Below are 25,129 nucleotides of genomic sequence, written 5' to 3' on the forward strand. Positions count from 1 at the left end.
GGGCTGAGCTTGTCGAAGCCGTCCTCTCTGCTCGCGCTCAGGCGCTTGTGACGAGGGCCCTTCGACCGGCTCAGCGTGAACGGAGGGGCGGTTCCCCTCATTGATGAAACCTTTTAGAGGGTCGGCGTCATGACAAGTGCCCCCTCCCCCATCACCGTCGCTGCGCTCTACCGCTTCGCCCGCTTCCCCGACCCCGCCGTCATCCGCACGCCGCTGCTCGCCTTGTGCGACGCAGAAGGGATCAAGGGCACGCTGCTGCTCGCGCGCGAAGGCATTAACGGCACCATCGCCGGGTCGGAGGCAGGCATCGCCGCCGTCATTGCGCGCATCCGCACGCTGCCCGACTGTGCCGAGATCGTGGTCAAATACAGCCATGCCACGGCGATGCCGTTCCACCGCCTGAAGGTCCGCCTCAAGCGCGAGATCGTGACGATGGGCGAACCCGATATCGATCCGCTTCAGGGCGTCGGCCACTATGTGAAGCCTGCCAACTGGAATGCGTTGATCGATGATCCCGACACGATCGTGATCGACACGCGCAATGCCTATGAGGTGAAGGTCGGCACCTTCGCCCGCGCGATCGACCCGGCGACCGAGAGCTTCCGCGACTTTCCCGCCTGGGTGCGCGAACACCGCGCCGAGTTGGAGGGTAAAAAGGTCGCGATGTTCTGCACCGGCGGCATCCGCTGTGAGAAGTCGACCGCCTTTCTCAAGGCCGAAGGGCTAAGCGACGTCTTCCACCTCGAAGGCGGCATCCTGAAATATCTCGAAGAGGTGCCGCAAGCTGAAAGCCGCTGGCACGGCGAATGCTTCGTGTTCGACGAGCGTGTCGCGGTCGGCCACGGCCTGGCGCTTGGCACGCACGAGCTCTGCCGCGCCTGCCGTATGCCGGTCAGCCCCGCCGACCGGGCCTCACCATTTTATGAGGAAGGCGTCACCTGCCCCGCTTGCCACGCCACCCGCGATGCGCAGGCCCGCGCCAGCTATGCCGAGCGCCACCGCCAGGTAAAACTCGCCGAGGCACGCGGCGAAGCCCATGTCGGCGCGCGCTTTGCGCCCGATCTCACGAAAAGCTGAAATTCACTGGCTTGGTGCTGTCGGCATTGCCGTCGAACGCAAAGCTGGCATAGGGGCCGTCGCGCTCAACCCAGTGCAGGAAGAGATGCGCCGACCAGCCATTGGCATTGGGCGTCATCCGCCCGTGCCGATGCTCGACGCCGCGATAGAGCACCGCATCGCCCGGCTCCATCGTCAGCGAGACATAGGGCTGGCCGCCAAAATCGGGTCCAACCGCCGCGCTCGGGCCATCAAGCCGGTCGGTCCCGACCTCCAGATCCCACGGAACACCGTCGCTATAATCGAGCGTCAGCGACAGGCTGTGCTCGCACGCCTGCCGATCACTATGCACGCGCAGGATGTCGCCTTCGCGGTAGATGCGGAAATAATCATAGGTCGGCAGCACGTCGCGACCAGTCAGCGCGCGGACCGTCGGCGTGAGCCCCCACAGCATCCCCAGCATGGGCGGGTAATGATAGCCATAAACCTCGACCGCATCGCCTTTCAGCAGCGGCGACGCGCGGGTGTGGCGCTCGATCGGAGCCCCACCCTGCGCAAGATCCGCCTTCATTTGCCGCAGGAACGCCGTCGCGACGTCGCGCGGCAGCAGCCCTTTGATCAGTGCATAGCCATCGCGCGCATAGCTGCCGTGAACGTCCATCATGCCCCCGCTCAATAAGCGCGCCCGATCAGCACCCGTTCAACCGCAGAGGCCCCGGTGAACACGCAGACGCCATCCGCTGCAGCCTGCGCCATCGGCGCGTTGCGAATGGTGAGCTTCAACGCCTTGAGCCGTTCCACCACACTGTCCAGCGCGGCACCCGTCGGCCGCGACCATTGCACTTCGAGCCAGCCCGGGTTCTTCACGCCTTCGGCAAAGTGCGTTTCGATCGCGGCGAAATCGGCAGCGGCGACGATATTGTCCGCGAGCCGGGCACGCGCTTCGGCATGGAGCGCTGCCTGGATTTCCTCCAGCACGCCCCCCGCATCCCGGACGAAATCGGCACGGGCGACGACGGCGCTGTCGAGCTTGCCGTCCTCGCGGTACAACCGGTCGCGCTGTATGACCGAGACGTTGCCGCCCGCAACATCGCGCCCGCCCACTTCGATCACGATCGGCGCGCCCTTCTTGACCCAGCCCCAGCGCTTGGTCGCGGCCTTGCCGAATTTGAGATCGAGCAACGCGCGCACCGGCTCGCCCAGCGCCGATTGATTGGCCAGTTCGGCCTGCAACGCCTTGCAATAATCGACGATTGCCGCATCCTCGGGCTGGTCGCGCAACATCGGCACGATCACGATCTGCCACGGCGCGATGCGCGGGGGGACGCGCAAGCCGTCGTCATCGCCGTGAACCATGATGACGCCGCCGATCATCCGCGTCGACACGCCCCAGCTCGTCGTGTTGGCGAGGACGAATTCGCCCTGGTCGTTCTGGAAACGGATGTTCTGCGCGCTCGCGAAATTGGTGCCCAGAAAGTGGCTGGTGCCGGCCTGCAACGCCTTGCCGTCCTGCATCATCGCTTCGATGCTGTACGTCGCGACCGCGCCGGGGAAACGTTCGTTCTCCGGCTTCTCGCCCGCGACCACCGGCAATGCGAGGCAATCCTCGGCGAACGAGCGATAGACCTCGAGCATCTTGAGCGTTTCGTCTCGTGCTTCCTCGGCTGAAGCGTGCGCGGTATGCCCTTCCTGCCACAGGAATTCGCTGGTCCGCAGGAACATGCGCGTGCGCATTTCCCAGCGGACGACGTTGGCCCATTGGTTGATCAGCACCGGCAAATCGCGCCACGACTGCACCCAGCGGGCGAAGGCAGCCCCAATCACCATCTCAGAGGTCGGGCGGACGACCAGCGGCTCCTCCAGCTTTGCCTCTGGATCCGGGATCAGCCCGCCTTTGCCATCGGCCTTCAGCCGGTGATGCGTGACGACCGCCATTTCCTTGGCGAAGCCTTCGACATGCTCCGCCTCTTTCTCGAAATACGAGAGCGGGATGAACAGCGGGAAATAGCAATTCTCATGCCCCGTCGCCTTGATCCGGTCATCGAGCAGGCGCTGGATCCGCTCCCAAATGCCGTACCCCCATGGCCGGATCACCATGCAGCCGCGCACGCCCGATTCCTCGGCAAGGTCGGCTTCTGCAATGACGGATTGATACCAGGCCGAGAAATCGGCCTCACGAGTGACGGGGAGTGCGCGTTTGATCATGCCGGTGCGGATAGCGACTGGCAACGCGCCCGTCACCCCCGCGCTTGTGTCGCGCGCCGCGCGGCGTCATGGACCAACGCATACTCTGGAGACACTCGATCGAAGCCCCCGCTTTACCCTCCGTCGAAACGGCACCGCACTATACCCCCGACCGCGTCCTGCTGGGGCTGGCCTTGCGCCTGCTCGCCGTCGCTGGCCTGGCGACGATGAGCGCGCTGATCAAACTCGCGGAAAATCGTGGGGCAAACCTCGCCGAGACGATGTTCTTCCGTCAGGCCTTCGCGGCGATGCTGATTTTGGGAATCGTAGTGACCGGCCCCGGCCTTTCGTCGCTGCGGACCCAGCGATTCGGCGCGCATGTCCGGCGCACCGCCGTAGGATTGGTCGGCATGATCACGACCTTCGGCGCGGTGTTGCTGTTGCCGTTGGCGGACGCGACCACCTTGCAGTTTACCGTACCGATCTTCGGCACGCTGCTGGGGGCGCTCATCCTCGGCGAACAGGTCGGCATCCACCGCTGGGCCGCCGTCGTCGTCGGCTTTATCGGCGTGTTGATCGTCACCCAACCGGGGACAGGCGCGTTGCCACTAGGCGGCGCGGCGGTTGGCCTTGTCGCGGCCATGTTCGTGGCATTGGTCGCGATCCTGCTGCGCCAGATTGGGCGCACCGAAAGCGCGCTGACGACCGTGTTCTGGTTCTCGGCGCTCTCCATTCCGCCGCTCGGCATCGCCTATGCGCTTAACCTTCAGCAGCATGACGCCTTGACCTGGGCGATTCTGGTGGGCGTCGGCCTGATTGGCGGACTGGCGCAACTGGCGTTGACTGCGGCGGTGCGCCACGCGCCGGTCTCGACCGTGATCCCGATGGATTATTCGAGCCTGTTCTGGGGCACGCTCTATGGCTGGCTATTGTTCGGCACGTTGCCCGGCTGGGGCACTGTCCTCGGCGCGCCGATCATCGTGGCGAGCGGGCTCTACATTGTCTGGCGGGAACAGGTGCGGCGTCGGCCCGTGACCGAAGCCGTGAGCCCCTAATTGCGACGAAACACCAGCAGCAGGTTGTTCGCAGGCATTGCGAGGCACTGGTCGAGCGAGAAGGATGTCGCCGCAGCCGTTACCGCCTCAACGGAACGCAACCCCCAGCGCGAATCGCGCGCGCGCAGCGATTCGTCGAACGCGAGGTTGCTCGGTGCGGTCGGGACGCCCGCTTGCAGAAACGGGCCATATAGGATCAACGGTGCGTCGGGCGGCAGGAGCTTCGCCGCCCCCGCGAGCAAACCGAGCGTCGCGTCCCACGGGCTGATATGGACCATGTTGACGCAAAGCACCGCGTCGGCACGGGCGATCGGCCAGGTGCCTGCGGCCGCATCGAAATCGAGCGGCGGCAGAACATTGGCGATCCCCTCGCACCACGCGCCGATCGAGCGGCGCGCATCCGGGTCCGGGTCGCTCGGTTGCCAGTCCAGCGCCGGAAATTCCTGTGCGAAATACGCGGCGTGCTCGCCAGACCCGCTGGCAACCTCCAGCACGACGCCACTGCGTGGCAGCACTTCGCGCAGCACATCGGCAATCGCCATGCGGTTGCGCAGTGTCGCCGGGGCATGCCGCCGCGCTGCTTCTCCCGCCTCCCCCGGAATCCAGGGTGCGGGTGCCGTCACGCGCGGGCTTCGGCGAGCAGGCGATTCGCGCGCAGATACATTTCCAGCCGCTGCGCCGCGAACACGCCGAGCGTGAGCGCCGCCAGCGTATCGATCAGCACCGCCACGTTGAAGTGCAACGCCGCCCCTTCGGCCTGCGCGACCGATTTGATCGCGATCAGCACCACGATGAAGGCAAGCGCCCAGAGCGAGGCACGCTGGCGCAATTCGTGGGTTTCGGGGTCGACATGGATTTGCATGGTCTTGCCACGCTGCCAGCCGAGTGCCGCCCCAACCAGCAACGCCGCCGCCGCAATCCCCCAGCCCGCCAGCGTGGGCGGGCTGCGATAGAAGATGACGGCGACGACGGCGGTATAAAGTGCCGGCACGATCCACAATTGCTCGACCTTGAGCGGCCTGAGCCTGGTCAACCGCCGCGCGCGCAGCGCGAACACCGCAAGGAAGATCGCGATCGGGATTGCATATTGCAAAATCCCCGGCGGCGCAGCGTGGACCGGCATGAATTTCCCCCTTGTTATTCGGCCGCTTGGGCCAGAACCGGGTCCTTCCATACCAGCACTGGCTTGCGTGCCGCCAGTGTTTCATCGAGGCGGCTGCGCGGCGCGAAATGCGGCGCGCTCTTGAGGCTGATGTCGCCCGCTTTGGCGCGCTCTGCGACCGAGCGCAAAGCGGCGATGAACTGGTCGAGCGCGGCCTTCGATTCGGTCTCGGTCGGTTCGATCAGCATCGCGCCGTGGACGACGAGCGGGAAGTACATCGTCATCGGGTGGAAGCCCTCGTCGATCAGCCCCTTGGCGACGTCGATCGTCGAGAAGCCGTCGGCCAAGCCATTATCCGAGAACAGCGCCTCGTGCATGCACGGGCCCGACCCGGCGAAGGGCGCGTCGAGCGTCTTTTCCAGGCTGCGCAGGATGTAATTGGCGTTGAGCACCGCATCCTCCGACACCTGGCGCAGGCCATCGGCCCCGTGGCTGAGGATATAGGTCAGCGCGCGGGTGAACATGCCCATCTGCCCGTGGAAGGCGGTCATGCGACCGAAGGTGTGCGGGTGTTCGTCGCCCGCCGTTTCTTCCTCGATCAGCGCGAGATGGCCATCTTCGTAGCGCGCGGTGAAGGGCAAGGGACCGAACGGCGCCAGCGCTTCCGACAGCACGACCGGACCCGAGCCGGGGCCGCCGCCGCCATGCGGGGTAGAGAAGGTCTTGTGCAAATTGATGTGCATCGCGTCGATGCCAAGGTCGCCCGGGCGCACGCGTCCGACGATCGCGTTGAAATTGGCACCGTCGCAATAGACATAGGCGCCGACCGCATGGACCGCGTCCGAGATCGCCTTCATGTCGCGCTCGAACAGGCCGCAGGTGTTGGGGTTGGTGATCATCACCGCCGCCACGTCCGGCCCGAGCCGGGCCTTGAGCGCTGCGGTATCGACGCGGCCCTCGGCGGTGGCGGGAATATCCTCGACGGTGAAGCCCGCAAAGGCTGCGGTCGCGGGGTTGGTGCCATGCGCGCTCTCGGGCACCAGCACGACCTTGCGGTGGCCCTCGCCGCGCGCTTCCAGCGCGGCCTTGATGCACAGAATGCCGCACAATTCGCCATGCGCGCCCGCTTTGGGGCTCATCGCGACGCCGTACATGCCGGTCAGCTTGGTCAGCCACACTGCCAGCTCGTTGATGACGCCGAGCGCGCCCTGCACGGTATCGACCGGCTGGAGCGGATGGATGTCGGCGAAACCGGGCAGCCGCGCCATCTTCTCGTTAAGGCGCGGATTGTGCTTCATCGTGCACGATCCGAGCGGGAAGAAGCCGAGGTCGATGCCGTAATTCTGGCGGCTGAGGCGCGTGTAATGACGCACCGTTTCGGGTTCCGACAGGCCGGGAAGGCCGATCGGCGCGGTGCGGGCAAGGCTGCCGAGGCTGGTGCCGGACGGCCCCTCTCCCCGGCCCGCTCCCCGGAGGGGAGAGGGAGAAGATGCGAAATCGACGCCCGTCGTCTCGCTGTCGCCGATCTCGAAGATCAGCGCTTCTTCGAGCATCAGGCCCTTATTGCCGGTGACGGTCGGGGACGCCTTGCCGCCGGCGACGGGCGCTTCCGGGCGCCATCCGCTTGCATTGATGCTCATGCCAGAATCTCCTCAAGCGCGGCGGCCAGCGTTTCTACATCTTCTGCCGAGGTCGTCTCGGTCACCGCGACGACCAGGCCGTTGGCGAGGCTCGCCTCACCCGGATAGAGCCGCCCGAGCGACACGCCGGCGAGAATGCCGCGCTCGGCCAGGCTGCGCACAACGGGCCGTGCTTCCTGCGGCAGTTTCAGCGTGAATTCGTTGAAGAAGGTGGGCGTCACCAGCTCGACGCCGGGGACTTGCGACAGCCGCGCCGCCGCCGCCACCGCGCCGTGATGGTTGATCTCTGCCAGCGTGCGCAGGCCCTTCTCGCCCAGCAGCGTCATATGGATCGAGAAAGCGAGCGCGCACAGGCCGCTATTGGTGCAGATGTTCGACGTCGCCTTTTCGCGGCGGATATGCTGCTCGCGGGTCGACAGCGTGAGCACGAAGCCGCGGCGGCCATCGGCATCCAGCGTTTCGCCGCACAAGCGACCCGGCATCTGGCGGACGTATTTTTCCTTGCAGCCGAACAGGCCGACATAGGGGCCGCCGAATTGCAGGCCGACGCCGAGCGACTGGCCTTCGCCAACCACGATGTCGGCGTCCATCTCACCCGGAGCCTTGATCGCGCCCAAGGCAACCGGCTCAGTCACCACCGCGATCAGCAGCGCCTTGTTGGCGTGGCAGGCGTCGGCGAGCGGCGTGAGGTCGGCGATGCGGCCGAGAATGTCGGGATATTGCACGACGACGCACGACGTATCCTTGTCGATTGCCGCGATCAGCGTTGCCAGATCGGTGTCTGCGCTCAGGCTTGGCGTCGCGGTCTCGAGCACGTCGCCGGTGAACTTCGCCATCGTCTTGGCGACCGAAACATAATGCGGGTGCAGGCCCGACGACAGGATCGCCTTGCCGCGCTTGGTGATGCGGCGCGCCATGCCGATCGCTTCCCAGCAGGCGGTCGAGCCGTCATACATGGAGGCGTTGGCGACATCGGTGCCGAGCAGCCGCGCGACTTGCGTCTGGAACTCGAACAGCATTTGCAGCGTGCCCTGCGCGATTTCGGGCTGATACGGCGTGTAGGCCGTCAGGAATTCGCCGCGCTGGATGAGGTGATCGACCGAGGCCGGCACATGGTGGCGATAGGCGCCGCAGCCGAGGAAAAAGGGCGCTTCCCCCGCTGTCAGATTCTTGCGCGCCAGTGCGCTCATGTGGCGCTCGACTGCCATCTCGCTGGCGTGCATCGGCAGATCGTGGATCGGGCCGTCGAGCCGGGCGGCTTCGGGCACGTCGACGAACAGATCGTCGATCGAGGCGGCACCGATCACGCCGAGCATCGCCTCGCGATCGGACTGAGTCAGGGGTAAGTAACGCATCAAACAGTCCTCTCCCCTCCCTGGAAGGGAGGGGTTGGGGGTGGGTTGGTATGAGGCTGGCGTGACGTTCCCATTGAGAGCGACCCACCCCTCGATCCCCTCCCTTCCAGGAAGGGGAGGAAGACTTAGAGCTTCGCGACGAACGCCTGATAGGCGACTTCATCCATCAGCTCGTTCAGCTCGTCGGCGTCGCTCAGCGTCAGCTTGAAGAACCAGCCATCGCCTTCGGGATCCTCATTGACGAGGCCGGGCGTGTCGGCGAGCGCGGCGTTGCCGTCGATCACCGTGCCGGACACCGGCGAATAGACGTCCGACGCGGCCTTGACCGATTCGACGACGGCGGCTTCGTCGCCCTTGGCGAGTTCCTTGCCCTCTTCGGGAACGTCGACGAACACGATGTCGCCGAGCTGGCTCTGCGCATATTCGGTAATACCGACAATGCCGACGTCACCATCGACATCAACCCATTCATGATCTTCAGTAAAATAACGGCTCATCACTTGCCTCCTGCGCGGACGTAGCGGTGGGGAATAAAGGGCATTGTCGTCACGGTCGCTTGATGGACCTTGCCGCGCTGCGCCAATTGAATTGTCGTACCGGGAACCGCAAGCGCGGTCGGCACATAGGCCATGGCGATCGGTGCCCCGACGCTGGGCGCAAAGCCGCCCGAGGTCACGCGGCCGACTTCGGAACCTTGCGCATCGAGCACGGCTGCACCTTCGCGCACCGGCTGGCGCCCGGCGACGAGCAAGCCGACGCGCTTGACGATCGCGCCGGTCTCGCGCTCGGCCAGAATGCGCGCCGCGCCCATGAAATCCCCCGCCTCGCGGCGGCGCTTGGACAAAGCAAAGCCGAGATCGGCCTGGATCGGCGTGGTCTCAGGATCGAGGTCATGCCCGTACAGCGGCAGGCCAGCCTCGAGCCGCAGCGAATCGCGCGCGCCAAGGCCGATCGGCTTGACTTCGGGCTCGGCCGCAAGCGCGGTCGCGAGCGCCTCGACATTCTCGGCGGGCACCGAAATCTCGAAACCATCCTCGCCGGTATAGCCGGAGCGGCTGATCCAGAGCGGCACGCCGTTCCACTCGAACGCGCCCGCGGTCATGAACACCAGCGCCTCGACGCCCGGCACCAGCCGCGCCAGCGCATCGACCGCCTTGGGGCCCTGCAGCGCCAGCAGCGCCTGGTCTTCCATATGGTTGAGCGCAATGTCGTCGGGCAGATATTCGAGCAGATGCGCAATATCGTCGATCTTGGTCGCGCCGTTGACGACCATGTAGAAGCCCTGAATGTCGAACGGATTGGCGTCGGGCAGGCGCGTGACCATCAGATCGTCGAGGATGCCGCCATCTTCGGCCAGCAGCAGCGAATAGCGCTGCTTGCCCTCGCCGAGGCCAGCAATGTCGGCGGGCAGCACGGCTTCGAGCGCGGCGACCAGATCGGCACCTTCGTCGGAGCGGAACAGCAACTGGCCCATATGGCTGACGTCGAACAGGCCAGCCGATTCGCGCACCCACAGATGCTCGGCCATGATGCCTTCATATTGCACCGGCATCTCATACCCGGCGAAGGGCACCATCCGCCCGCCACGGGCGCGATGCCAGGCGTCGAGCGGCAAGGTCTCGATCGCGATTTCGTCGGGAATGTCAGCGTCGGTCATAATGGCCTTCCGTGCGAGGTCTACGGCGCAGCATGACGCCGTAGCGTCCATGATCCGCCGCCCCCTCTGTCACGGATACCTGAGAGCTTTGACTTGCCGCAGATGCCGCAAGCTTACCCCTTCGGTGGCACACCGCCTGAAGCGGGTGCGCTTTCCAGAGTGTCGACAAGCCCGCGCGGTCCGGTTGCCTGAGAGATTCCGGGGCGGTTGCTCCTTCGGCGGTCCAGAATGCCGCAAACGGCATTCGAGACGCTCTCCCGCGCGTGCCTATCCCGGTTGCCCGTGATCGACGCTGTCGGTTTGACGCGGCGCAGCAAGCGAGTCAACGACCCATTGCCCCGACCGCGTCAACAATCAGCGTGTCGCGTTATATTTCAGCTGGTCGTTGGTCAGCTGGAAGCCAACCAAAGCCTCGAAGGTGGCGCGCAGCACCGCCTGACGCACTTCCGGGCGCGTCAGCGGATCGACCGCAGCGTCCTCGCCACCCGCCTTGCGCTTCTCGAGCAACTTCTTGCGGACATCGTTGGGCAGCGTGGCGGCGGCGCGCGACACCGTCGCGGTGGCCGTGCCCTGCACCGATGCGCGCGGCTGGCCCGGCTCGAAATGCAGCGTGGCATGGCCCAGGCGCTTGGCAACGACGGCGCTGCCGCCCTGCACCACGGTGATGAAATACGGCAAGGTCACGTCGCGCGCGCCATCGGTGCGCAGCCGCCGCCCTTCGACCGAGAAGGTCACCGTGGTCAGAATGTCGTCGCCTGCATCGGTGCAGGTCGAGCGCACATTGGTCAGCACCGCCGTGAGGTCGAGCGCCGTCGCATCGTGGCTGGTTGCGGGATCGAACAGCGTGATGTCGCCAGTCCCGGCGGGGACCGCTACGCTGGGGCAGGCGGTGCGGACGGCGGTGATACCGCCCGTCTCGTCAAGGTCGCCCGTGTGCCGACATCCGCCGAGCAAGACCGCCGCGAACACGGGAAGCGAGAGAGCGGCGATGGCTGATTTCCGGAATGTCACGGGGTCACGCACCTTATCATGCAAAAGGGATCGCCTGCGTTAGGATTTATCGCGCAGACGCGGCGGCACCATAGGAACCGGCTATCGCCCGCGCAAGCAATCGCGTAGGCTTCCTGCGAGATGTTCACCGCTTCAAAGCCAAAACTCGAGCTCATTATCGCCGCACCGCGCGGCTTCTGCGCGGGAGTCGACCGTGCCATCCAGATTGTGGAACTGGCGATCGCCAAATATGGCGCACCGGTCTATGTCCGGCACGAAATCGTCCACAACCGCTTCGTTGTCGACATGCTGCGCGACAAAGGCGCGGTGTTCGTGGAGGAACTGGATGAGGTTCCCGACGGCGTTCCCGTGGTCTTCTCCGCGCATGGCGTCCCCAAGGCGGTGCCGAACAAGGCGGCGGAACGCGGCCTCGCCTTTTTCGACGCGACCTGCCCCTTGGTGTCCAAGGTCCACCGCCAGGCCGAACGCATGGTCCAGCTCGGGCGGCACATCGTGTTCATCGGCCATGCCGGCCATCCCGAAGTGGTCGGCACGTTCGGCCAGGTGCCCGAAGGCGCGATGTCGCTGGTCGAAACCGTAGCGGATGCCGAAAGCTATACGCCCGCCGACCCCGACAATCTCGCTTTCCTGACGCAGACGACCTTGTCGATGGATGACACCGCCGATGTGGTCGCCACGCTGCAACGGCGTTTCCCCTCCATCCAGGGGCCGCGCGGCGAGGACATTTGCTACGCCACCGCCAACCGTCAGGGCGCGGTCAAGGCGATTGCCCATGCCTGCGACGCGATGCTGGTGATTGGCGCGCCCAACTCTTCAAACTCGGTGCGCCTGGTCGAAGTCGCCGAGCGCGAAGGCACGCCTGCCCGTTTGATCCAGCGCGCGGCAGAGCTCGACTGGAGCTTCGTCGAGGGCATTACGAGACTCGGCATTACCGCTGGAGCATCGGCACCCGAGGTGCTGGTGCGTGAACTGGTTGATCGCCTGGGCGAGCGGTTTAAGGTCACCGAGCGGGAAGTGGAAACGAAGCGCGAGACGATTTCGTTCAAGCTGCCCCGCGGGCTTGAAGCCACGGCCTGAACGATGGCCGTGTACACGCCGGTATCGGCCGAAGTTCTGGCCGAATTCCTCGCGCGCTATGACGTTGGCGAGTTGGTGTCCGCCAAGGGCATCGCCGAGGGCGTCGAAAACACCAATTACCTGGTCGACACCACCACCGGTCGCTTCATCCTGACGCTGTACGAAAAGCGCGTCGATGGCGGCGACTTGCCCTATTTCATGGCGCTGCTCGATCATCTCGCCGCGCGCGGAAATCCGGTGCCGCCGGCGATCAAGGACCGCAGCGGCACCGCGATTCAAACGCTGGAAGGTCGTCCGGCCTGCCTCATCAAATTTCTGTCCGGCGTGTCGGTATCGCACCCGACGTCCGCGCAGGCGCGCGCGGCGGGTGTGGCGATGGCGGATATGCACGCCGCCTTGGCCGACTTTCCCGAGACCCGCGCCAATTCGATGGGAGTCGAGACCTGGTCCCCCTTGTTCGAGCGCTGCGGGCGCAGTCTCGATACCATCGCGCCCGGCCTGTATGATGATCTCGGCTTCGCGATCGATCGGGTCGTCGGGGCATGGCCGCAGGCGATGCTCGACACGGTGACCATCCACGCCGATCTCTTCCCCGACAATGTGCTGATGCGGGGCGACGCCGTATCCGGGCTGATCGATTTCTATTTCGCCTGCACCGATCTGCGCGTGTACGATCTGGCGATCATGCACAGCGCCTGGGCCTTTGATGCCACGGGGGCGCACTATGATGCCGCCATCGGCGATGCGTTGACGGCAGGGTATGAGCAGCGCTTTCCGCTATCGTCGGTCGAACAGGCCGCCTTCCCGACGCTGGCCAGCGGGGCCTGTGTCCGCTTCGCGCTGTCGCGCGCATGGGACTGGCTCAACACCCCCGCCGACGCGCTCGTCACGCGCAAGGACCCGCTCGCTTATGTCCGGCGACTCTCGCATTATGCGCCGGAGCTGGCTAAGCGGACGCGATGACCGCGACCGTAAAAGAGCTTACCAAAGTCGAAATCGCCACCGATGGAGCCTGCAAGGGCAATCCCGGCCCGGGTGGCTGGGGCGCGCTGATTCGCGCAGGCGGCACCGAGAAGGAATTGTCGGGCGGCGAAGCGCTGACCACCAACAACCGTATGGAATTGATGGCCGCGATTGAGGGGCTGAACGCGCTGAAACGCCCCTGCCATGTGATGCTATCGACCGACAGCCGCTATGTAATGGACGGGCTGACCAAGTGGATCAAAGGCTGGCAGAAGAACGGCTGGAAGACCGCCGCGCGCCAGCCGGTGAAGAATGCCGATCTGTGGCAGGCACTGCTCGACGCGGCGAAACCGCACCGCGTCGAATGGACCTGGGTCAAAGGCCATGCCGGCCACCCCGACAACGAACGCGCAGACCGGCTGGCGAGCGATGCCGCGGTGGCCGCTGGAAGGCGCGCTTAAGCCTCTTCGACCGGCGCGCCCGGGCCGTTCTTCAGCACCGATTCGATCGCATTCTTGGCCCCGGCCTTGCTCGAATAGCCCTCGGTCCACCAAATCAGTTCGCTGTTATATTTGAACTTGGCGACATACTCGCCCGCCTTGTTCTGCTCGATCACGAATTTGTGTGCCATGCGAACCTCCCCGGTTTGTCGGTTCGGGAAGGATAGCGACGGCGATATCGTTACGCCAGCACCGCGAAGCGGCCCGGTGCATAGCGGGTAGGATCAATCGCAGCGACGCTGGGATCGGGCGCGCGGCCCAAAAGGAGCGCTGCGGCCAGCGCGGCCGCTGCCGGTGCCGTCTGGATGCCGAAACCGCCCTGCCCCGCACACCAGAAGAAACCGGGCGAATCGGGGGCGAAGCCATAGACCGGCAAGCGATCCGGCGCGAAGCTGCGCAGACCCGCCCAACGCCGTTCGACGCGGGTGATCTGCCAATCGACAACGTGTTCGAACCGGTCGATCGCGATGGCGACGTCGATCTCCTCGGGCTGGACATCGCCGGGCGTGGCCGGAGTCTCATCATGCGGGCTGAGCCACAGCCGCCCCCCGGCCTCGGGCTTGAAATAGAATTGCCCAGAAATGTCCGCGATATGCGGCAGCGCATCGGGGGCCGCTGGGCTGGTCGCCAATTGCACGACGGTGCGGCGATACGCGGCGATGCCGATCGGCGCGACCCCCGCCATTTCTGCAACCGCATCGGCCCAGGCACCGGCGGCGTTGACGAGGATCGTCGCCGACACCGGCCCCGCACCCGTCTCCATTTGCCAGCGGCCACCGGTGTGGAGCGCCCGCTGCAGCGGCGCGGACAGCAACAGCGTCACCCCGCCCTGTCGCGCCTGTGCCAGATAATGCGCGTGCAGCGCCGCGACATCGATATAGGTGCTGCTCGCCTCCAGCACGCCGAGCGTCCAGTCGGCGCGTAAGCCCGGAATGTAGGCGCGCGGATCCACCCGCTGCAGCGCCACGCTGCTGCCCGCAAATTCCTCCAGAAAGCCGTCGATCCGGTCCGCATCCGACGCGCGCCCGATATGGAGCGAGCCGAGATCGGCCAGGAAGCCCCCGCCCCGTAACGCAGCGCCCGATGCGGTGGTGAGCGGCTGCACATCGGGGCCGCCATAGGTTTCCGACCAGAACGCCGCCGAGCGTCCGGTCGCATGGTAACCGGGCAGATCCTCCGCCTCGAGCATCACCACCGAAGCGTAAGGCGCAATCGCGGCGGCGAGGCTTGCGCCCGCAATCCCGGCACCAACAATGGCCACGTCATAATGCGTCACGGTGTTACCTCTGCGCCCGCGAGGACAGGAAGATGTCGATCTCGCCAATCGCGCGATTGCGCACCGGATCCGCCTCGCGCAGAATCTCATGCGCCGATTCCTTGCCGAAGCGCACCACCCGCGCATCCGGCACCTTTGCCGCGATCTTCAGCGCGGCCTTGGGATCGACCAGTTTATCGTCATCGGCAATGACGAACAGCAAAGGCACGCCGAGCGTCTTCAAACGCGGATCGACGCTCAGCCGCCGGGTCGAGGCAAACGCCTCGATCACCCAGCGCCAGCTCGGCGGCCCAAGCAGCAATTCGGGCTTGCTCGATTGCCAGAAGATTTCGTCTTCATAGCGATCGGTGTCCTTGGTCAGCAGGGCCTGGCGCGTTTCGGTGGTGGCGGGCCGCTCATTCCCGCGCCAGGCTGGCCGGGCCGTATTGCCCACACCGCCAAGCATACGGGCGAGCCGTTCACCAAGCGTCGCGCCAACCGGGCTGTGCAGCCCCAGCATCGGGGCGATCAGAACGGCGGCATCGGGCTGCGCCGCGCCCTCGGCCAGCGCGCGCAACAGCAAATGCCCGCCCATCGAATGGCCAAGCGCAACATGCGGTCCGCCGTCGCGCCCGGCATCCTCTGCGACCCAATCCGCCCAAAAGGCACGGAAATCATCGATATACTGCTGAAAATCGTCGACATGGCCAACATGCGGATCGGGCGACAGCCGCCCCGACCCACCCTGCCCGCGCCAGTCGAACGAAGTGATCGACCAACCAAGCGCATGCCAGTGCGCGAACGCCTCAAGATATTTTTCGAAGATATCGCCGCGCCCGCCCTGGAACAGCATGCGCCCGCGCGGGCGTCCCTCGACGCCCCAGTCAAAGCGCCGCAGCGCCCAGCCATCGGGAGCGGACCATTGGGTGATCCGCGCAGCCGCAGGAATCGCGCGACGATAAAGCTGAGGGGAAACCATGGACGATGGTTACGGTTTTGAAAGGCCCGCCGTCTACACCTTTCCTCATGGGTGGGATCAATCTGTCAACGATGTTGCTGCTGGTGCTGGCGGCGCTCCTGGTTTCGGCCGGGATTCAGGACGCGCGCACGCGCGAGATCGCCAATTGGAAAAACGCCGCGATCGCGCTGCTCGCCCCATTATGGTGGTGGGCGAACGCCCTGGGCTGGATGGCGATTGCCGAGCAAGTGGGGGTCGCGCTGCTGGTGTTCGCGGCCTTCGTTGCCGCTTTTCATTTCGGCTGGATGGGCGGCGGCGATGTCAAGATGATCGGCGCGCTGGCGCTGTGGCTGCTCGACCCGGTCGCCTTGACCTGGATGTTGATCGTGATGTCGCTGCTCGGCGGCGCGTTGACCGTGATCCTGCTGATCGAGCGCGCGCTGCGCCATCGCACGGCGCAAATCGAGGTTCCCTACGGCGTAGCGATCGCAATTGCGGCGCTGATTACACTGCGTGAACCGCTTTTTAACCACTTTGGTGTGAATGCTTAACGCGGGCTCAATTGCCCGCGTCCGAAAGGTCTAAGATGGATAGTCGCAAGGTCATTCTGCTGGTGGGTGCGCTGATCGTTGCCGCGATCACGGCGTTCATGGCACGATCGCTGATCATTGGCAGCCCGGCACCGCAAGCCAATGCGGTGGCGATGGCTCCGGTCGCAAACGGCCCGGAAGTGCTGGTCGCAACCAAGGCGCTCCCTGTCGGCACCATCCTCGACGCGACCTCGCTGAAATATCAGCCATGGCCGAAGGAGCTGGTTGAGAACGCCTATTACATCAAGAAGGGCGGCTTCGATCCGCGCTCGCTGATGGGCACGGTCGTGCGCAACGCGATCACCGCCGGTCAGCCGGTGACCCAGGGCGCGCTGGTCAAGCCGGGCGATCGTGGCTTCCTCGCCGCCGCCCTCGGCCCGGGCATGCGCGCCGTAACCGTACCGGTACAGACGCAGACCAGCGTGGCCGGTTTCGTGTTCCCCGGCGACCGTATCGACCTGATCCTGACGCAGACCGTACCCGGTGGCGGCGATGGTCCACCGCTCAAGGCGGCCGAGACGATCATGCGCAACCTGCGCGTGCTCGCCACCGACCAGCGCACCGACAACGGTGTCGGTGAAGACGGCAAGGCCGTCGTGCGCACCTTTTCCAACGTGACGATCGAAGCGACGCCGAAGATCGCCGAGCAAATCGCGGTCGCGCAGACGCTCGGCTCGCTGTCGCTGTCGCTGCGCTCGATCGCCGACAATAGCAGCGAACTCGAACAGGCGATCGCTAGCGGCGATGTCTCCATGCCCGACGACCCCAAAGCGGAAAAAGCGATGCTGACCCGCATCGCCAGCACCCCCGCGACCGGTGGCGGGACGATGGTGACCGGGGCCGACGTCTCGCGTTTTCAACGCAGCACGGTTCCGGGCAAGCCTGCTGATACCTCGGCACCCGGTGGCGCGCCGGGCACCGGAACGTTTCCGGGGGCTGGTACCGGCCCCGTAATCCGCGTCGCACGCGGCAATGCGGTGACCGATGTCGCCCTTGGGGGGAAGAAATAATGCGTAGCGCAACCGCTCTGCACCGCATCCTGTCGGCGACGGTCATCACCGCGCTGGTCGGCAGTGCGCCGGTCACCGCCCTGGCGGCGGGTGCCAAACTTCAGGCGAAGCCCGCGCCTGCACGCAGCGGGCAACGTCCGGTCACCCATGTCGGTGCGGCCCCAACGGGTACGGTGCGTCCGACGACCGAGGTCGTGCTGTCGACCGGGCAAGGCGAATTGATCAACTTGCCCGCGAACGTCAGCGACGTGTGGGTTTCGAACCCTGGCGTGGCCGACGTCTATGTAAACAACCCGCATCAGATCCACCTGTTCGGTAAGGATTCCGGCGAATCGACGATCTTCGCGACCTCGGCAAGCGGCACGGTGATTTACGCCGCCAACATCCGCGTCAGCCAGAACCTGTCCTCGATCGACCGGATGGTGAAGCTCGCCATGCCCGACAGCGACATCAAGGTGACGACCGCCGGTCAAATCGCAGTGCTCACCGGCACGGTGTCCTCTCCCGAGGACAGCGCGGCAGCGCAGCGCCTCGTTACCGCGCTGCTCAATCCTGGCGTCGCTATCGGCCCCGATGCGGCGCTGAAGGTCGGCGTGATCAACCGCTTGCGCGCGGCAACCCCCTTGCAGGTCAATTTGCAGGTGCGCATCGCCGAGGTCAGCCGCAGCTTCGTCAAGAATATCGGCGTAAACCTCACCAGCCGTGGCTCCGGCAGCACGCTGTTCGGCATCACCCAAGGGCGCCAGGGCACGATTGCGACGGCACCGGGAACGATCGGCAGCGGCATCATCAACGCCGACGGTTCGCTTCCGGGACAAACCGTCTTCACCCAGCCTGCCGCGACCGGCATGGGCACGACGCTTGGCCTCGCCGGCCATGCATTGGGGATGGACCTGCTGTCCTCGCTCGATCTGGGGGAGCGCGACGGCCAGGTCTCGACGCTTGCCAATCCGAACATCACGGTCATTTCCGGCGAAACCGGTTCGTTCCTCGCGGGCGGCGAGTTCCCGATCCCGATCTCGCAGGGGCTGGGCGCGGTCTCGGTCGATTACAAGCAATATGGCGTGAGCCTGTCCTATACTCCGACGGTGCTGGCCGATGGGCGCATTTCGCTGCATGTCCGTCCCGAAGTGTCGCAGCTGTCGTCGCAGGGTTCGGTGACGCTTTCCGGCGTCAGCATTCCAGCGCTGACGACACGGCGGGCCGAGACGACCGTCGAGCTCGGCTCGGGTCAGAGCATGATGATCGCGGGCCTGCTGCAAAACAATCACAACAACTCGATCGACAAGGCACCCGCGCTTGGCGACATGCCCATCGTCGGCGCGTTGTTCCGCTCCAACGCGTTCCAGCGCAATGAAACCGAGCTGGTGATCGTGATCACGCCGTATCTCGTGAAACCGGTCAACGCCAATGACATCGTCCTGCCAACCGACGGCTATAAGGCCCCGACCGACCTTGGTCGTGTCTTTATGGGTCAGCTTGGCGGCGGCACCACCGGCGGCGACCGCCCGAAGCCGACCATGGCTCCGGCTCCCACTGCGCAGCCTTCGCTCGGGGCGGCGGCTCCGGCACCGGTCGCGCCCGACCCCATACCGGGGTCGCCGGTCGATCGCCGTCGCGATGCGCCCGCCGCCTTCACGCCACCATCCAGCCAAACCAAAAAGGGCGCGAGTGCCGCACCCGGTTTCGACATCAATTAAGGGCCGAGGGACATGATCATGAACAAATATGTGCGTGCGATCACGACCGGCCTGCTTCCGGCGTTGGCGCTGTCTGCGTGCGTCGGCACGGAAAATCGCGGACTCGAATCGGTGCATCAGCCGGTCGTCAGCCGCGCCGATTATGCCATTGACGTCGCAACGAGCGGCGACGGCCTCGCCCCGGGCGAAGCGCAGCGCCTCGCCGGGTGGATGGCATCGTTGCGGGTCGGCTATGGCGACAAGGTCGCGGTCGAGAATTCCACGCCTTCGAGCGGCGGCGTAAAGGACGATATCGCGCGCGAAGCGTCGCGTTACGGCCTGCTGGTATCCGACGAGGCACCTTTGGTCGGTGCGGCCGTTACGCCGGGCATGGCGCGCGTCATCGTCAGCCGCACAAAGGCGACGGTGCCGGGCTGCCCCGACTACAGCCGGGACACCTCGACCGAATATGAGGCCAATACCTCCTCCAACCACGGCTGCGCGATGAACGCCAACCTCGCCGCGATGGTCGCCAATCCGGCGGACCTCGTGCGCGGCCAGGGCGGCAGCGCGGTCGCCGACCAATTGGCCTCGGCCAAGGCAATCGAAAGCTACCGCAAGGCGGCACCAACCGGTGCTGGCGGCACGACGGTCAAGACGGAAAGCACCGGAGGCAAGTAATGAATGCGCCCTTCAACCCAGCGCGTATCGGCTTGCGCGATCCCTTTGCCGCTTATGTCTGCGACGAAACCGCCGCCGAGACGCTGCGTCCGATCGCAGTGGAAATGGGCTGGGCACCCGAAAAGGTGAACAAAGGCGGCCTGCGCAACGCGGTACAGTCGCTGTCCGTGTCCGCGAGCCCGCAAATCCTGTTTGTCGATCTCTCCGAAAGCGGTGATCCGCTCAACGACATCAATGCGCTGGCCGAAGTGTGCGAGCCGGGCACCGTCGTCATCGCCGCAGGCCAGGTCAACGACGTCAGGCTGTACCGCGATCTCATCGTGAGCGGCATCCAGGACTATCTGCTCAAACCGCTCAATCCCGACATGCTGCGGGATGCGTTCACCCATGCCCAGACGGTGCTGAATGCGCCGAAGGTTTCGGACACGGGCACCGAACGTCCGCACATCTCCACCGCGTTCATCGGCGCGCGCGGCGGCGTCGGCGCTTCCAGCCTCGCCACGGGTGTGGCGTGGGTGCTGAGCGAAAAGGGCGCGCGGACGACGGCGTTGCTCGATCTCGACGTGCATTTCGGCACGGGCGCATTGTCGCTTGACCTCGAGCCCGGCCGCGGCCTGACCGACGCGATCGAAAATCCCAGCCGCATCGATGGCTTGTTCATCGAACGCGCGATGGTCAAGTCGAGCGAAATGCTCTCGGTGCTGTCGGCGGAGGCACCGATCAACTCGCCGATCATGACCGATGGCGGCGCGTTCTATCAATTGCAGGAGGAAATGCGCTCCGCGTTCGAATGCACCGTGATCGATTTGCCGCGCAACATGCTGGTGCAGCATCCGCATTTGATAACCGACATTCAGGTGGCGGTGATCGTGACCGAGCTGACGCTCGCTGCGGCGCGCGACACGATCCGCATCCTGTCATGGATGAAATCCAACGCGCCGCAGACGCAAGTCGTGGTGGTCGCCAATCGCGTCCAGCCGACCGCGCAGCTCGAAATCAGCCGCAAGGATTTCGAAGGATCGATCGAACGCAAAATCGACTTCCTGGTCCCCTTCGACCAGAAACTCGCGGCGCAATCGGCAAAGCTCGGCAAGCCGATGACCGAGGCCGGCAAGGGCTCGAAGACGATCGTACCGATCGTCGATCTGGCGACGAAGTTGATGGCGGTGGGCGACTCGGCAGAACCGATCGACAGCGCAACGAAGAAGAAGGGCGCGGCCAAAGGCACGTCTTTGATGGGGAAATTCGATTTCAAATCGCTGATTTCGCGCCCCGCCAAGAAGAAGTGATCTCGCAAAAAATCATGGCAAAACCTTGCGGCGTAAACGCCGTCGTAACGAAGCGGAGCGCTTGATAGGCCTCATGGAACTGATGCCGGTCCTTTCGCTGGGTGCAGGTGCGCTGGTCGTGCTCGCGCTGATGGCGTTCGCCTTTGCGGGCCCCAATGCCGAGCGCGCCCGCACGCGCCGCATGGCCGCCCTGCGCGCGCGCCACAGCGATGCCGCCAACGTGCTGGTGGATGCGCAAATGCGCCGCATCGCAACCGCACGGAACAACCGCATGGATGCAGCGGCAATGCGCTTCATCCCGCGCCCCGCGCTCCTCAAACAGCGCCTGGCGATGACGGGCAAGACCTGGACCGTTGGGCAATATGGCATCGCGACCTTGGGCATTGTCCTGGGCGTCGCGTTGGTGCTGATCGTTTTGCGCCTGCCGATCCTGCTCGCGTTGCTGCTTGGTCTGGTGGTCGGTGCCGGACTGCCGCATATGGTGGTCGGCTTTTTCATCAAGCGGCGGATCACCAAATTCACCGCCAAATTTCCCGACGCCATCGAACTGCTGGTGCGCGGTCTGCGCTCGGGCCTGCCGATTACGGAGACGATCGCAGTCGTTGCGCAGGAGGTCGATGGCCCGGTCGGCGTCGAGTTCAAGAACATCACCGACAAGATGAAAATCGGGCGCACGATGGACGCAGCGCTTCAAGATACGGCTGACCGGCTGGGCACGCCCGAATTCCAGTTCTTCTGCATCACCATCGCGATCCAGCGCGAAACCGGCGGCAATCTGGCCGAGACGCTGTCCAACCTGGCGACGGTGCTGCGTATGCGCGGCCAGATGAAGCTGAAGATCAAGGCGATGTCGTCCGAATCCAAGGCGTCCGCTTATATCGTCGGATCGCTGCCCTTCATCGTGTTCGGCCTGATCTGGATGATCAACGCCAGCTACATGCAGAACTTCTTCGTCGACCAACGCCTGATGGTCGCTGGCGGCGGCGGATTGATCTGGATGGGAATCGGCGCGTTCATCATGAGCCGCATGGTCAATTTCGAGATCTGATGCGATGAATCCCGCCACCCCCGCTGGTCCCGTCATCCTTGGCGTCGACGTCTATACCGTCGCCACGCTGTTGGCCGGCGTTGCTGCCTTCATGGTGCTGCTGGCGATCTATGCGGTCACCACGTCGCGCGACCCGATGACCAAGCGCGTCAAGGCGCTCAACGACCGTCGCGAACAGTTGAAGGCGGGCATTACCGCCTCGACCAAGCGCCGCGCCAAGCTCGTCACCAAGAATGAGACGACCGACCGCATCAAGGCGCTGCTCTCCTCGCTCAAAGTGCTGCAGGATAGCCAGGTCAAGGCGGCGCAGATCAAGCTGATGCAAGCCGGCATCCGCTCCAAGGAATATGCGGTGGCGGTGATTTTCGGCCGCCTCGTCCTGCCGCTGACCTGGGGCGTGTTTGGCCTGTACGTGGTCTACGGCACCGAGATGTTCGCGAATTGGACGCCGATCAAAGCCTATGGCCTGGTCGCCGCCAACTTCATCCTGTCGTACAAAGCGCCCGACCTCTATCTGAACAACAAGATCAGCAAGCGCTCGCTGGCGATCCAGAAGGGCTTGCCCGACGCGCTCGATCTGCTGGTGATCTGTGCCGAAGCGGGACTGACCGTCGACGCCGCGTTCAACCGCGTCGCCCGCGAATTGGGCAAAGCCTATCCCGAGCTGGGCGATGAATTCACCCTCACCGCAATCGAGCTGGGCTTCCTCGCGGAACGCCGTCAGGCCTTCGAGAACCTGGCGCAGCGCGTGAAGCTGGATGCGGTAAAGGGCGTCGTCACGACGATGGTGCAGACCGAAAAGTACGGCACGCCGCTTGCGTCGGCGCTCCGCGTGCTCTCGGCCGAGTTCCGCAACGAACGCATGATGCGCGCCGAAGAAAAGGCCGCACGCCTGCCCGCGATCATGACGATCCCGCTGATCCTGTTCATCCTGCCGACGTTGTTCGTGGTGATTCTGGGCCCCGCTGCCTGCTCGATCTCGGACGCGTTCAAGCACTAAGGCCCGCCGGTCAGCACGCTTGCCCCCGGGCGTGGTTAACGGCAGGATCGTTGCGGAAACGAATCTTGGGCGGGGGATGCAAAGGTCATGCTGTTCACGACACCGGAACAGTTCATCGTACTTGCGGCAGTGCTCCTCGGCGGGTGGTTGCTGGGGTATGTCAGCGCGCCGAGCCCGAAAAAGTGGAAGCGCCGGGTGCGGGAGCAATCGGAAAGCTTCACCGCTTATCATGAACAGGCGCAAGACCAGTTGCGGGCATCGCATAGCCGCGCCGCGAACCTGACCGCCGATCTCGAAGCGCTACGCGCCGACCATGCCGAGGCGGAACGGACGATCGTCGGGCTCCGCAGCGCCGCTGCGGCGGCCACACCGCCCGCCGCCGCTCCGGTGATAACTGTCCCGCTGCCCGTGACCCCGCCCGCTGCGGCGCCGCTCCCGTCACCCGAACCAGTCACCGCGCCCGCAGTGCCGGAGGAACCGGCAGCGGTAAGCGACCACGGCGACACGCCGCCGGTGGCAGCGCCCCCCGCCACCGTTACGGAAGCCCCTCCCCCGATCGCGGTCGAGCCGTCACCAGGTCATTTGCCCGAACTGGAGGCCGAGCCCGCTGAAATCGCGACCGCAGCCCCGAACCCCGCCTCTACCGACCGTTTCATCCCCACCCCGCGCGATGCGCTGACGAGAATCCGCGGCATTGATGACGCGCTACAGGCGCGCTTGTCTGATTTGGGAATCGTCCGCTTCGAGGATCTGGAAAAACTGTCCGCGCAGGACGAGATGGCACTGGAGCAACGGCTCTCCTTGCCCGTTGGCTATGTCGCGCGCGAACAATGGCGGCCGCAGGCTGCCTTGCTGCGCGCCGGGCAAAATGCCGATCACGCGGCGCATTTCGCCGCAACAGCGCCAGCGTCGCTTTAACGCAGCTCGCACACCGTCGCGCGGCGCGCCGCATCGATCTTGGGGAAAGCGGCGCGGTCGGCGACCAGAATCCGGATCAACGCGATCCCGCGGTCCCCAGCGACATCGACGCGCTGATAGCCTGTCGGCACCGAACGCCCAGCGTGGGTGACGGCAACCGCGAACGGCTTCCCCTCCGCCTGCCCACCATTGTGCACGAACACCGCATTGGTGCGCGAATCGAAGATCGACAGCGACCAATAGGGTGCCGCCACCGGCACTGCATGGATCAGCAAAGACCCTCGCGAGATGTCATAGGGACAGGCCGAATAGGCCAGGTCCGGGCTGGGCCGCACGATCTGGCGGCTTTTCGCCGTGGCAAGCGGGCTGTGCGCGAAGCGGTTGAAGCCGCCCGCCGCGACGCGCCGGATCGCCGCCGCCATCAGCAGATCGGGCGCATAGGCGATCGCGCCATAGCTGGTGAGCGCCGCGACGAGTGCCCCAGCGACAAGCGGTCCGGTCCAGCGCGCCATCAGCACGCCTCCCGCGTGATCTTGGGCAGGATGTCGGCCCCTGGATTCCCCCGGCCCCCGTCGCTCGGCAAATAGGTGCGCAGGGTCAGTTCGACGCGCGCAATCCCGCCGCTGGGCAACCATTTCGCGGTTTCCGTCGGCGGCGGCGCGGTCGGGGCGAGCAGGATCGTCCAGCCCGCTTTGCCGCCATCGGGGAACGCCGCCCCCGCCACCGAATAGCGTCCGGCAGCATTGGGGACGAGATAGCCGTCTGGGTCATAGGCCGTCAGGCTCCACCACGCCGCTGGCAGCGCCACACCGGTGATGCGGTAGCGGCACCGCCCCTCCAGCGGCGCGCCCGCGCTATCGCGCGCGGCGGTGTAATAGCGCGCCTCCTGCGCGGGCAAAGCGAGCAGGCCCTTCAACGCGACCACCGCGCGAGTATAGGGGTCGGCGGCGACCGAGCCGAAGGTCTGCCCGGTCGCCCATGGCCCGATCACCACATTGTTACCGAGCGCGGCACTGCGCAGGACATAGACCGCACCGCCCAGCCCGAGCGCAGCCCCGGCCACCGTGCCGATGAGATACCGCGCCCAAGCCCTCATACGAT

At 65.3% G+C, this 25,129-nt stretch carries 27 protein-coding genes and 2 riboswitches; of the genes, 13 read left to right on the forward strand and 14 right to left on the reverse strand.

Annotated elements, in window-relative coordinates:
- The first annotated feature begins 129 nt into the window (after nt 1-129).
- Nucleotides 130-1,077, forward strand: a complete 948-nt coding sequence (trhO, locus tag ON00_RS05280; RefSeq protein WP_010403754.1) for an oxygen-dependent tRNA uridine(34) hydroxylase TrhO — start codon at nt 130-132, stop codon at nt 1,075-1,077.
- On the opposite strand, the gene ON00_RS05285 is transcribed toward trhO, so the two are convergent.
- Together ON00_RS05285 and ON00_RS05290 are read right to left on the reverse strand one after the other, a co-directional pair.
- On the reverse strand, nt 1,064-1,720 hold the full coding sequence (locus ON00_RS05285; protein WP_050810899.1) for a hypothetical protein: 657 nt from the start codon (nt 1,718-1,720) through the stop codon (nt 1,064-1,066). The two genes, trhO and ON00_RS05285, sit on opposite strands and share 14 nt — an antisense overlap.
- An 8-nt stretch (nt 1,721-1,728) precedes the next feature.
- The gene (locus ON00_RS05290) at nt 1,729-3,261 is read right to left on the reverse strand and encodes an aminoacyl--tRNA ligase-related protein (protein WP_040601893.1); all 1,533 of its coding nucleotides are present in this window, start codon (nt 3,259-3,261) and stop codon (nt 1,729-1,731) included.
- A 68-nt stretch (nt 3,262-3,329) separates the two neighbouring features.
- Between ON00_RS05290 and ON00_RS05295 the strand changes: the two genes are divergently transcribed.
- Nucleotides 3,330-4,295 carry a DMT family transporter gene (locus ON00_RS05295; protein WP_010403757.1) on the forward strand — a complete coding sequence of 322 codons (966 nt, stop codon included), beginning with the start codon at nt 3,330-3,332 and terminating at the stop codon, nt 4,293-4,295.
- On the opposite strand, the gene ON00_RS21170 is transcribed toward ON00_RS05295, so the two are convergent.
- The 7 genes from ON00_RS21170 to ON00_RS05330 all read right to left on the reverse strand — a co-directional run bounded on the left by ON00_RS21170 (nt 4,292) and on the right by ON00_RS05330 (nt 11,060).
- Nucleotides 4,292-4,918 carry a DUF938 domain-containing protein gene (locus ON00_RS21170; RefSeq protein ID WP_245535532.1) on the reverse strand — a complete coding sequence of 209 codons (627 nt, stop codon included), beginning with the start codon at nt 4,916-4,918 and terminating at the stop codon, nt 4,292-4,294. The genes ON00_RS05295 and ON00_RS21170 overlap by 4 nt on opposite strands.
- Entirely contained in the window at nt 4,915-5,418 is a 504-nt protein-coding gene (locus ON00_RS21175; RefSeq protein WP_010403762.1) for a CcdC protein domain-containing protein, read from the reverse strand. The genes ON00_RS21170 and ON00_RS21175 overlap by 4 nt, the downstream gene beginning before the upstream one ends.
- Nucleotides 5,419-5,432: 14 nt before the next feature.
- Complete coding sequence (gene gcvPB, locus ON00_RS05310; protein WP_010403764.1) at nt 5,433-7,037, reverse strand: aminomethyl-transferring glycine dehydrogenase subunit GcvPB; 1,605 nt, start codon at nt 7,035-7,037, stop codon at nt 5,433-5,435.
- A complete protein-coding gene (gcvPA, locus tag ON00_RS05315) occupies nt 7,034-8,392 on the reverse strand; it encodes an aminomethyl-transferring glycine dehydrogenase subunit GcvPA (RefSeq protein WP_010403766.1) in 1,359 nt (452 codons plus the stop codon). The genes gcvPB and gcvPA overlap by 4 nt, the downstream gene beginning before the upstream one ends.
- A gap of 125 nt (nt 8,393-8,517) precedes the next feature.
- Complete coding sequence (gene gcvH / locus ON00_RS05320) at nt 8,518-8,889, reverse strand: glycine cleavage system protein GcvH (RefSeq protein ID WP_010403768.1); 372 nt, start codon at nt 8,887-8,889, stop codon at nt 8,518-8,520.
- Nucleotides 8,889-10,049, reverse strand: coding sequence for a glycine cleavage system aminomethyltransferase GcvT (gene gcvT / locus ON00_RS05325; protein WP_010403769.1), 1,161 nt, complete (start codon nt 10,047-10,049; stop codon nt 8,889-8,891). Before gcvT ends, gcvH begins: the two co-directional genes overlap by 1 nt.
- A gap of 56 nt (nt 10,050-10,105) precedes the next feature.
- A riboswitch (glycine riboswitch) is annotated at nt 10,106-10,215 on the reverse strand.
- Nucleotides 10,216-10,319, reverse strand: a riboswitch (glycine riboswitch). It lies immediately after the preceding riboswitch.
- 84 nt (nt 10,320-10,403) lie between these two features.
- Nucleotides 10,404-11,060, reverse strand: a complete 657-nt coding sequence (locus ON00_RS05330) for a hypothetical protein (protein ID WP_083834152.1) — start codon at nt 11,058-11,060, stop codon at nt 10,404-10,406.
- 120 nt (nt 11,061-11,180) lie between these two features.
- On the opposite strand from ON00_RS05330, the gene ispH reads away from it, so the two are divergent.
- Genes ispH through rnhA form a run of 3 tightly spaced genes read left to right on the forward strand, consistent with a single transcriptional unit; the run spans nt 11,181 to nt 13,561 of the window.
- Complete coding sequence (gene ispH, locus ON00_RS05335; protein ID WP_010403771.1) at nt 11,181-12,137, forward strand: 4-hydroxy-3-methylbut-2-enyl diphosphate reductase; 957 nt, start codon at nt 11,181-11,183, stop codon at nt 12,135-12,137.
- Between the two features lie 3 nt (nt 12,138-12,140).
- Entirely contained in the window at nt 12,141-13,100 is a 960-nt protein-coding gene (gene thrB, locus ON00_RS05340; RefSeq protein ID WP_010403772.1) for a homoserine kinase, read from the forward strand.
- Nucleotides 13,097-13,561, forward strand: a complete 465-nt coding sequence (rnhA, locus tag ON00_RS05345) for a ribonuclease HI (RefSeq protein ID WP_010403775.1) — start codon at nt 13,097-13,099, stop codon at nt 13,559-13,561. Before thrB ends, rnhA begins: the two co-directional genes overlap by 4 nt.
- On the opposite strand, the gene ON00_RS20090 is transcribed toward rnhA, so the two are convergent.
- Genes ON00_RS20090 through ON00_RS05355 form a run of 3 tightly spaced genes read right to left on the reverse strand, consistent with a single transcriptional unit; the run spans nt 13,558 to nt 15,834 of the window.
- Nucleotides 13,558-13,731, reverse strand: a complete 174-nt coding sequence (locus ON00_RS20090) for a YegP family protein (RefSeq protein ID WP_010403777.1) — start codon at nt 13,729-13,731, stop codon at nt 13,558-13,560. The genes rnhA and ON00_RS20090 overlap by 4 nt on opposite strands.
- Nucleotides 13,732-13,781: 50 nt before the next feature.
- Complete coding sequence (locus tag ON00_RS05350) at nt 13,782-14,876, reverse strand: NAD(P)/FAD-dependent oxidoreductase (RefSeq protein WP_010403779.1); 1,095 nt, start codon at nt 14,874-14,876, stop codon at nt 13,782-13,784.
- 4 nt (nt 14,877-14,880) lie between these two features.
- Nucleotides 14,881-15,834 carry an alpha/beta fold hydrolase gene (locus ON00_RS05355; protein ID WP_010403781.1) on the reverse strand — a complete coding sequence of 318 codons (954 nt, stop codon included), beginning with the start codon at nt 15,832-15,834 and terminating at the stop codon, nt 14,881-14,883.
- A 47-nt stretch (nt 15,835-15,881) separates the two neighbouring features.
- Here ON00_RS05355 and ON00_RS05360 point away from each other — a divergent pair, with 47 nt between their 5' ends.
- From ON00_RS05360 to ON00_RS21020, 8 genes are all read left to right on the forward strand, one after another.
- On the forward strand, nt 15,882-16,364 hold the full coding sequence (locus tag ON00_RS05360; protein WP_010403782.1) for an A24 family peptidase: 483 nt from the start codon (nt 15,882-15,884) through the stop codon (nt 16,362-16,364).
- A 35-nt stretch (nt 16,365-16,399) separates the two neighbouring features.
- Nucleotides 16,400-17,413 (forward strand): Flp pilus assembly protein CpaB, encoded by a 1,014-nt coding sequence (gene cpaB, locus ON00_RS05365; RefSeq protein WP_010403783.1) that lies wholly within the window; start codon nt 16,400-16,402, stop codon nt 17,411-17,413.
- Nucleotides 17,413-19,113, forward strand: a complete 1,701-nt coding sequence (locus ON00_RS05370) for a type II and III secretion system protein family protein (RefSeq protein WP_010403784.1) — start codon at nt 17,413-17,415, stop codon at nt 19,111-19,113. The genes cpaB and ON00_RS05370 overlap by 1 nt, the downstream gene beginning before the upstream one ends.
- A gap of 18 nt (nt 19,114-19,131) precedes the next feature.
- Nucleotides 19,132-19,773 carry a CpaD family pilus assembly protein gene (locus ON00_RS05375; protein WP_245535533.1) on the forward strand — a complete coding sequence of 214 codons (642 nt, stop codon included), beginning with the start codon at nt 19,132-19,134 and terminating at the stop codon, nt 19,771-19,773.
- Nucleotides 19,773-21,062 carry a CpaE/TadZ family protein gene (locus ON00_RS05380; RefSeq protein ID WP_010403786.1) on the forward strand — a complete coding sequence of 430 codons (1,290 nt, stop codon included), beginning with the start codon at nt 19,773-19,775 and terminating at the stop codon, nt 21,060-21,062. Before ON00_RS05375 ends, ON00_RS05380 begins: the two co-directional genes overlap by 1 nt.
- 73 nt (nt 21,063-21,135) lie before the next feature.
- The gene (locus ON00_RS05385; protein ID WP_010403788.1) at nt 21,136-22,110 is read left to right on the forward strand and encodes a type II secretion system F family protein; all 975 of its coding nucleotides are present in this window, start codon (nt 21,136-21,138) and stop codon (nt 22,108-22,110) included.
- A 4-nt stretch (nt 22,111-22,114) separates the two neighbouring features.
- The gene (locus tag ON00_RS05390; RefSeq protein ID WP_010403790.1) at nt 22,115-23,110 is read left to right on the forward strand and encodes a type II secretion system F family protein; all 996 of its coding nucleotides are present in this window, start codon (nt 22,115-22,117) and stop codon (nt 23,108-23,110) included.
- 87 nt (nt 23,111-23,197) lie between these two features.
- Complete coding sequence (locus ON00_RS21020) at nt 23,198-24,028, forward strand: hypothetical protein (RefSeq protein ID WP_010403791.1); 831 nt, start codon at nt 23,198-23,200, stop codon at nt 24,026-24,028.
- Here ON00_RS21020 and ON00_RS05405 read toward each other — a convergent pair.
- Together ON00_RS05405 and ON00_RS19785 are read right to left on the reverse strand one after the other, a co-directional pair.
- Nucleotides 24,025-24,540, reverse strand: coding sequence for a DUF1254 domain-containing protein (locus ON00_RS05405; RefSeq protein WP_010403793.1), 516 nt, complete (start codon nt 24,538-24,540; stop codon nt 24,025-24,027). The two genes, ON00_RS21020 and ON00_RS05405, sit on opposite strands and share 4 nt — an antisense overlap.
- Entirely contained in the window at nt 24,540-25,124 is a 585-nt protein-coding gene (locus ON00_RS19785; RefSeq protein ID WP_010403796.1) for a DUF1214 domain-containing protein, read from the reverse strand. The genes ON00_RS05405 and ON00_RS19785 overlap by 1 nt, the downstream gene beginning before the upstream one ends.
- Between the last annotated feature and the right edge of the window lie 5 nt (nt 25,125-25,129).

It is taken from the genome of Sphingomonas echinoides ATCC 14820 (assembly GCF_000241465.1).
Lineage (GTDB): Bacteria > Pseudomonadota > Alphaproteobacteria > Sphingomonadales > Sphingomonadaceae > Sphingomonas > Sphingomonas echinoides.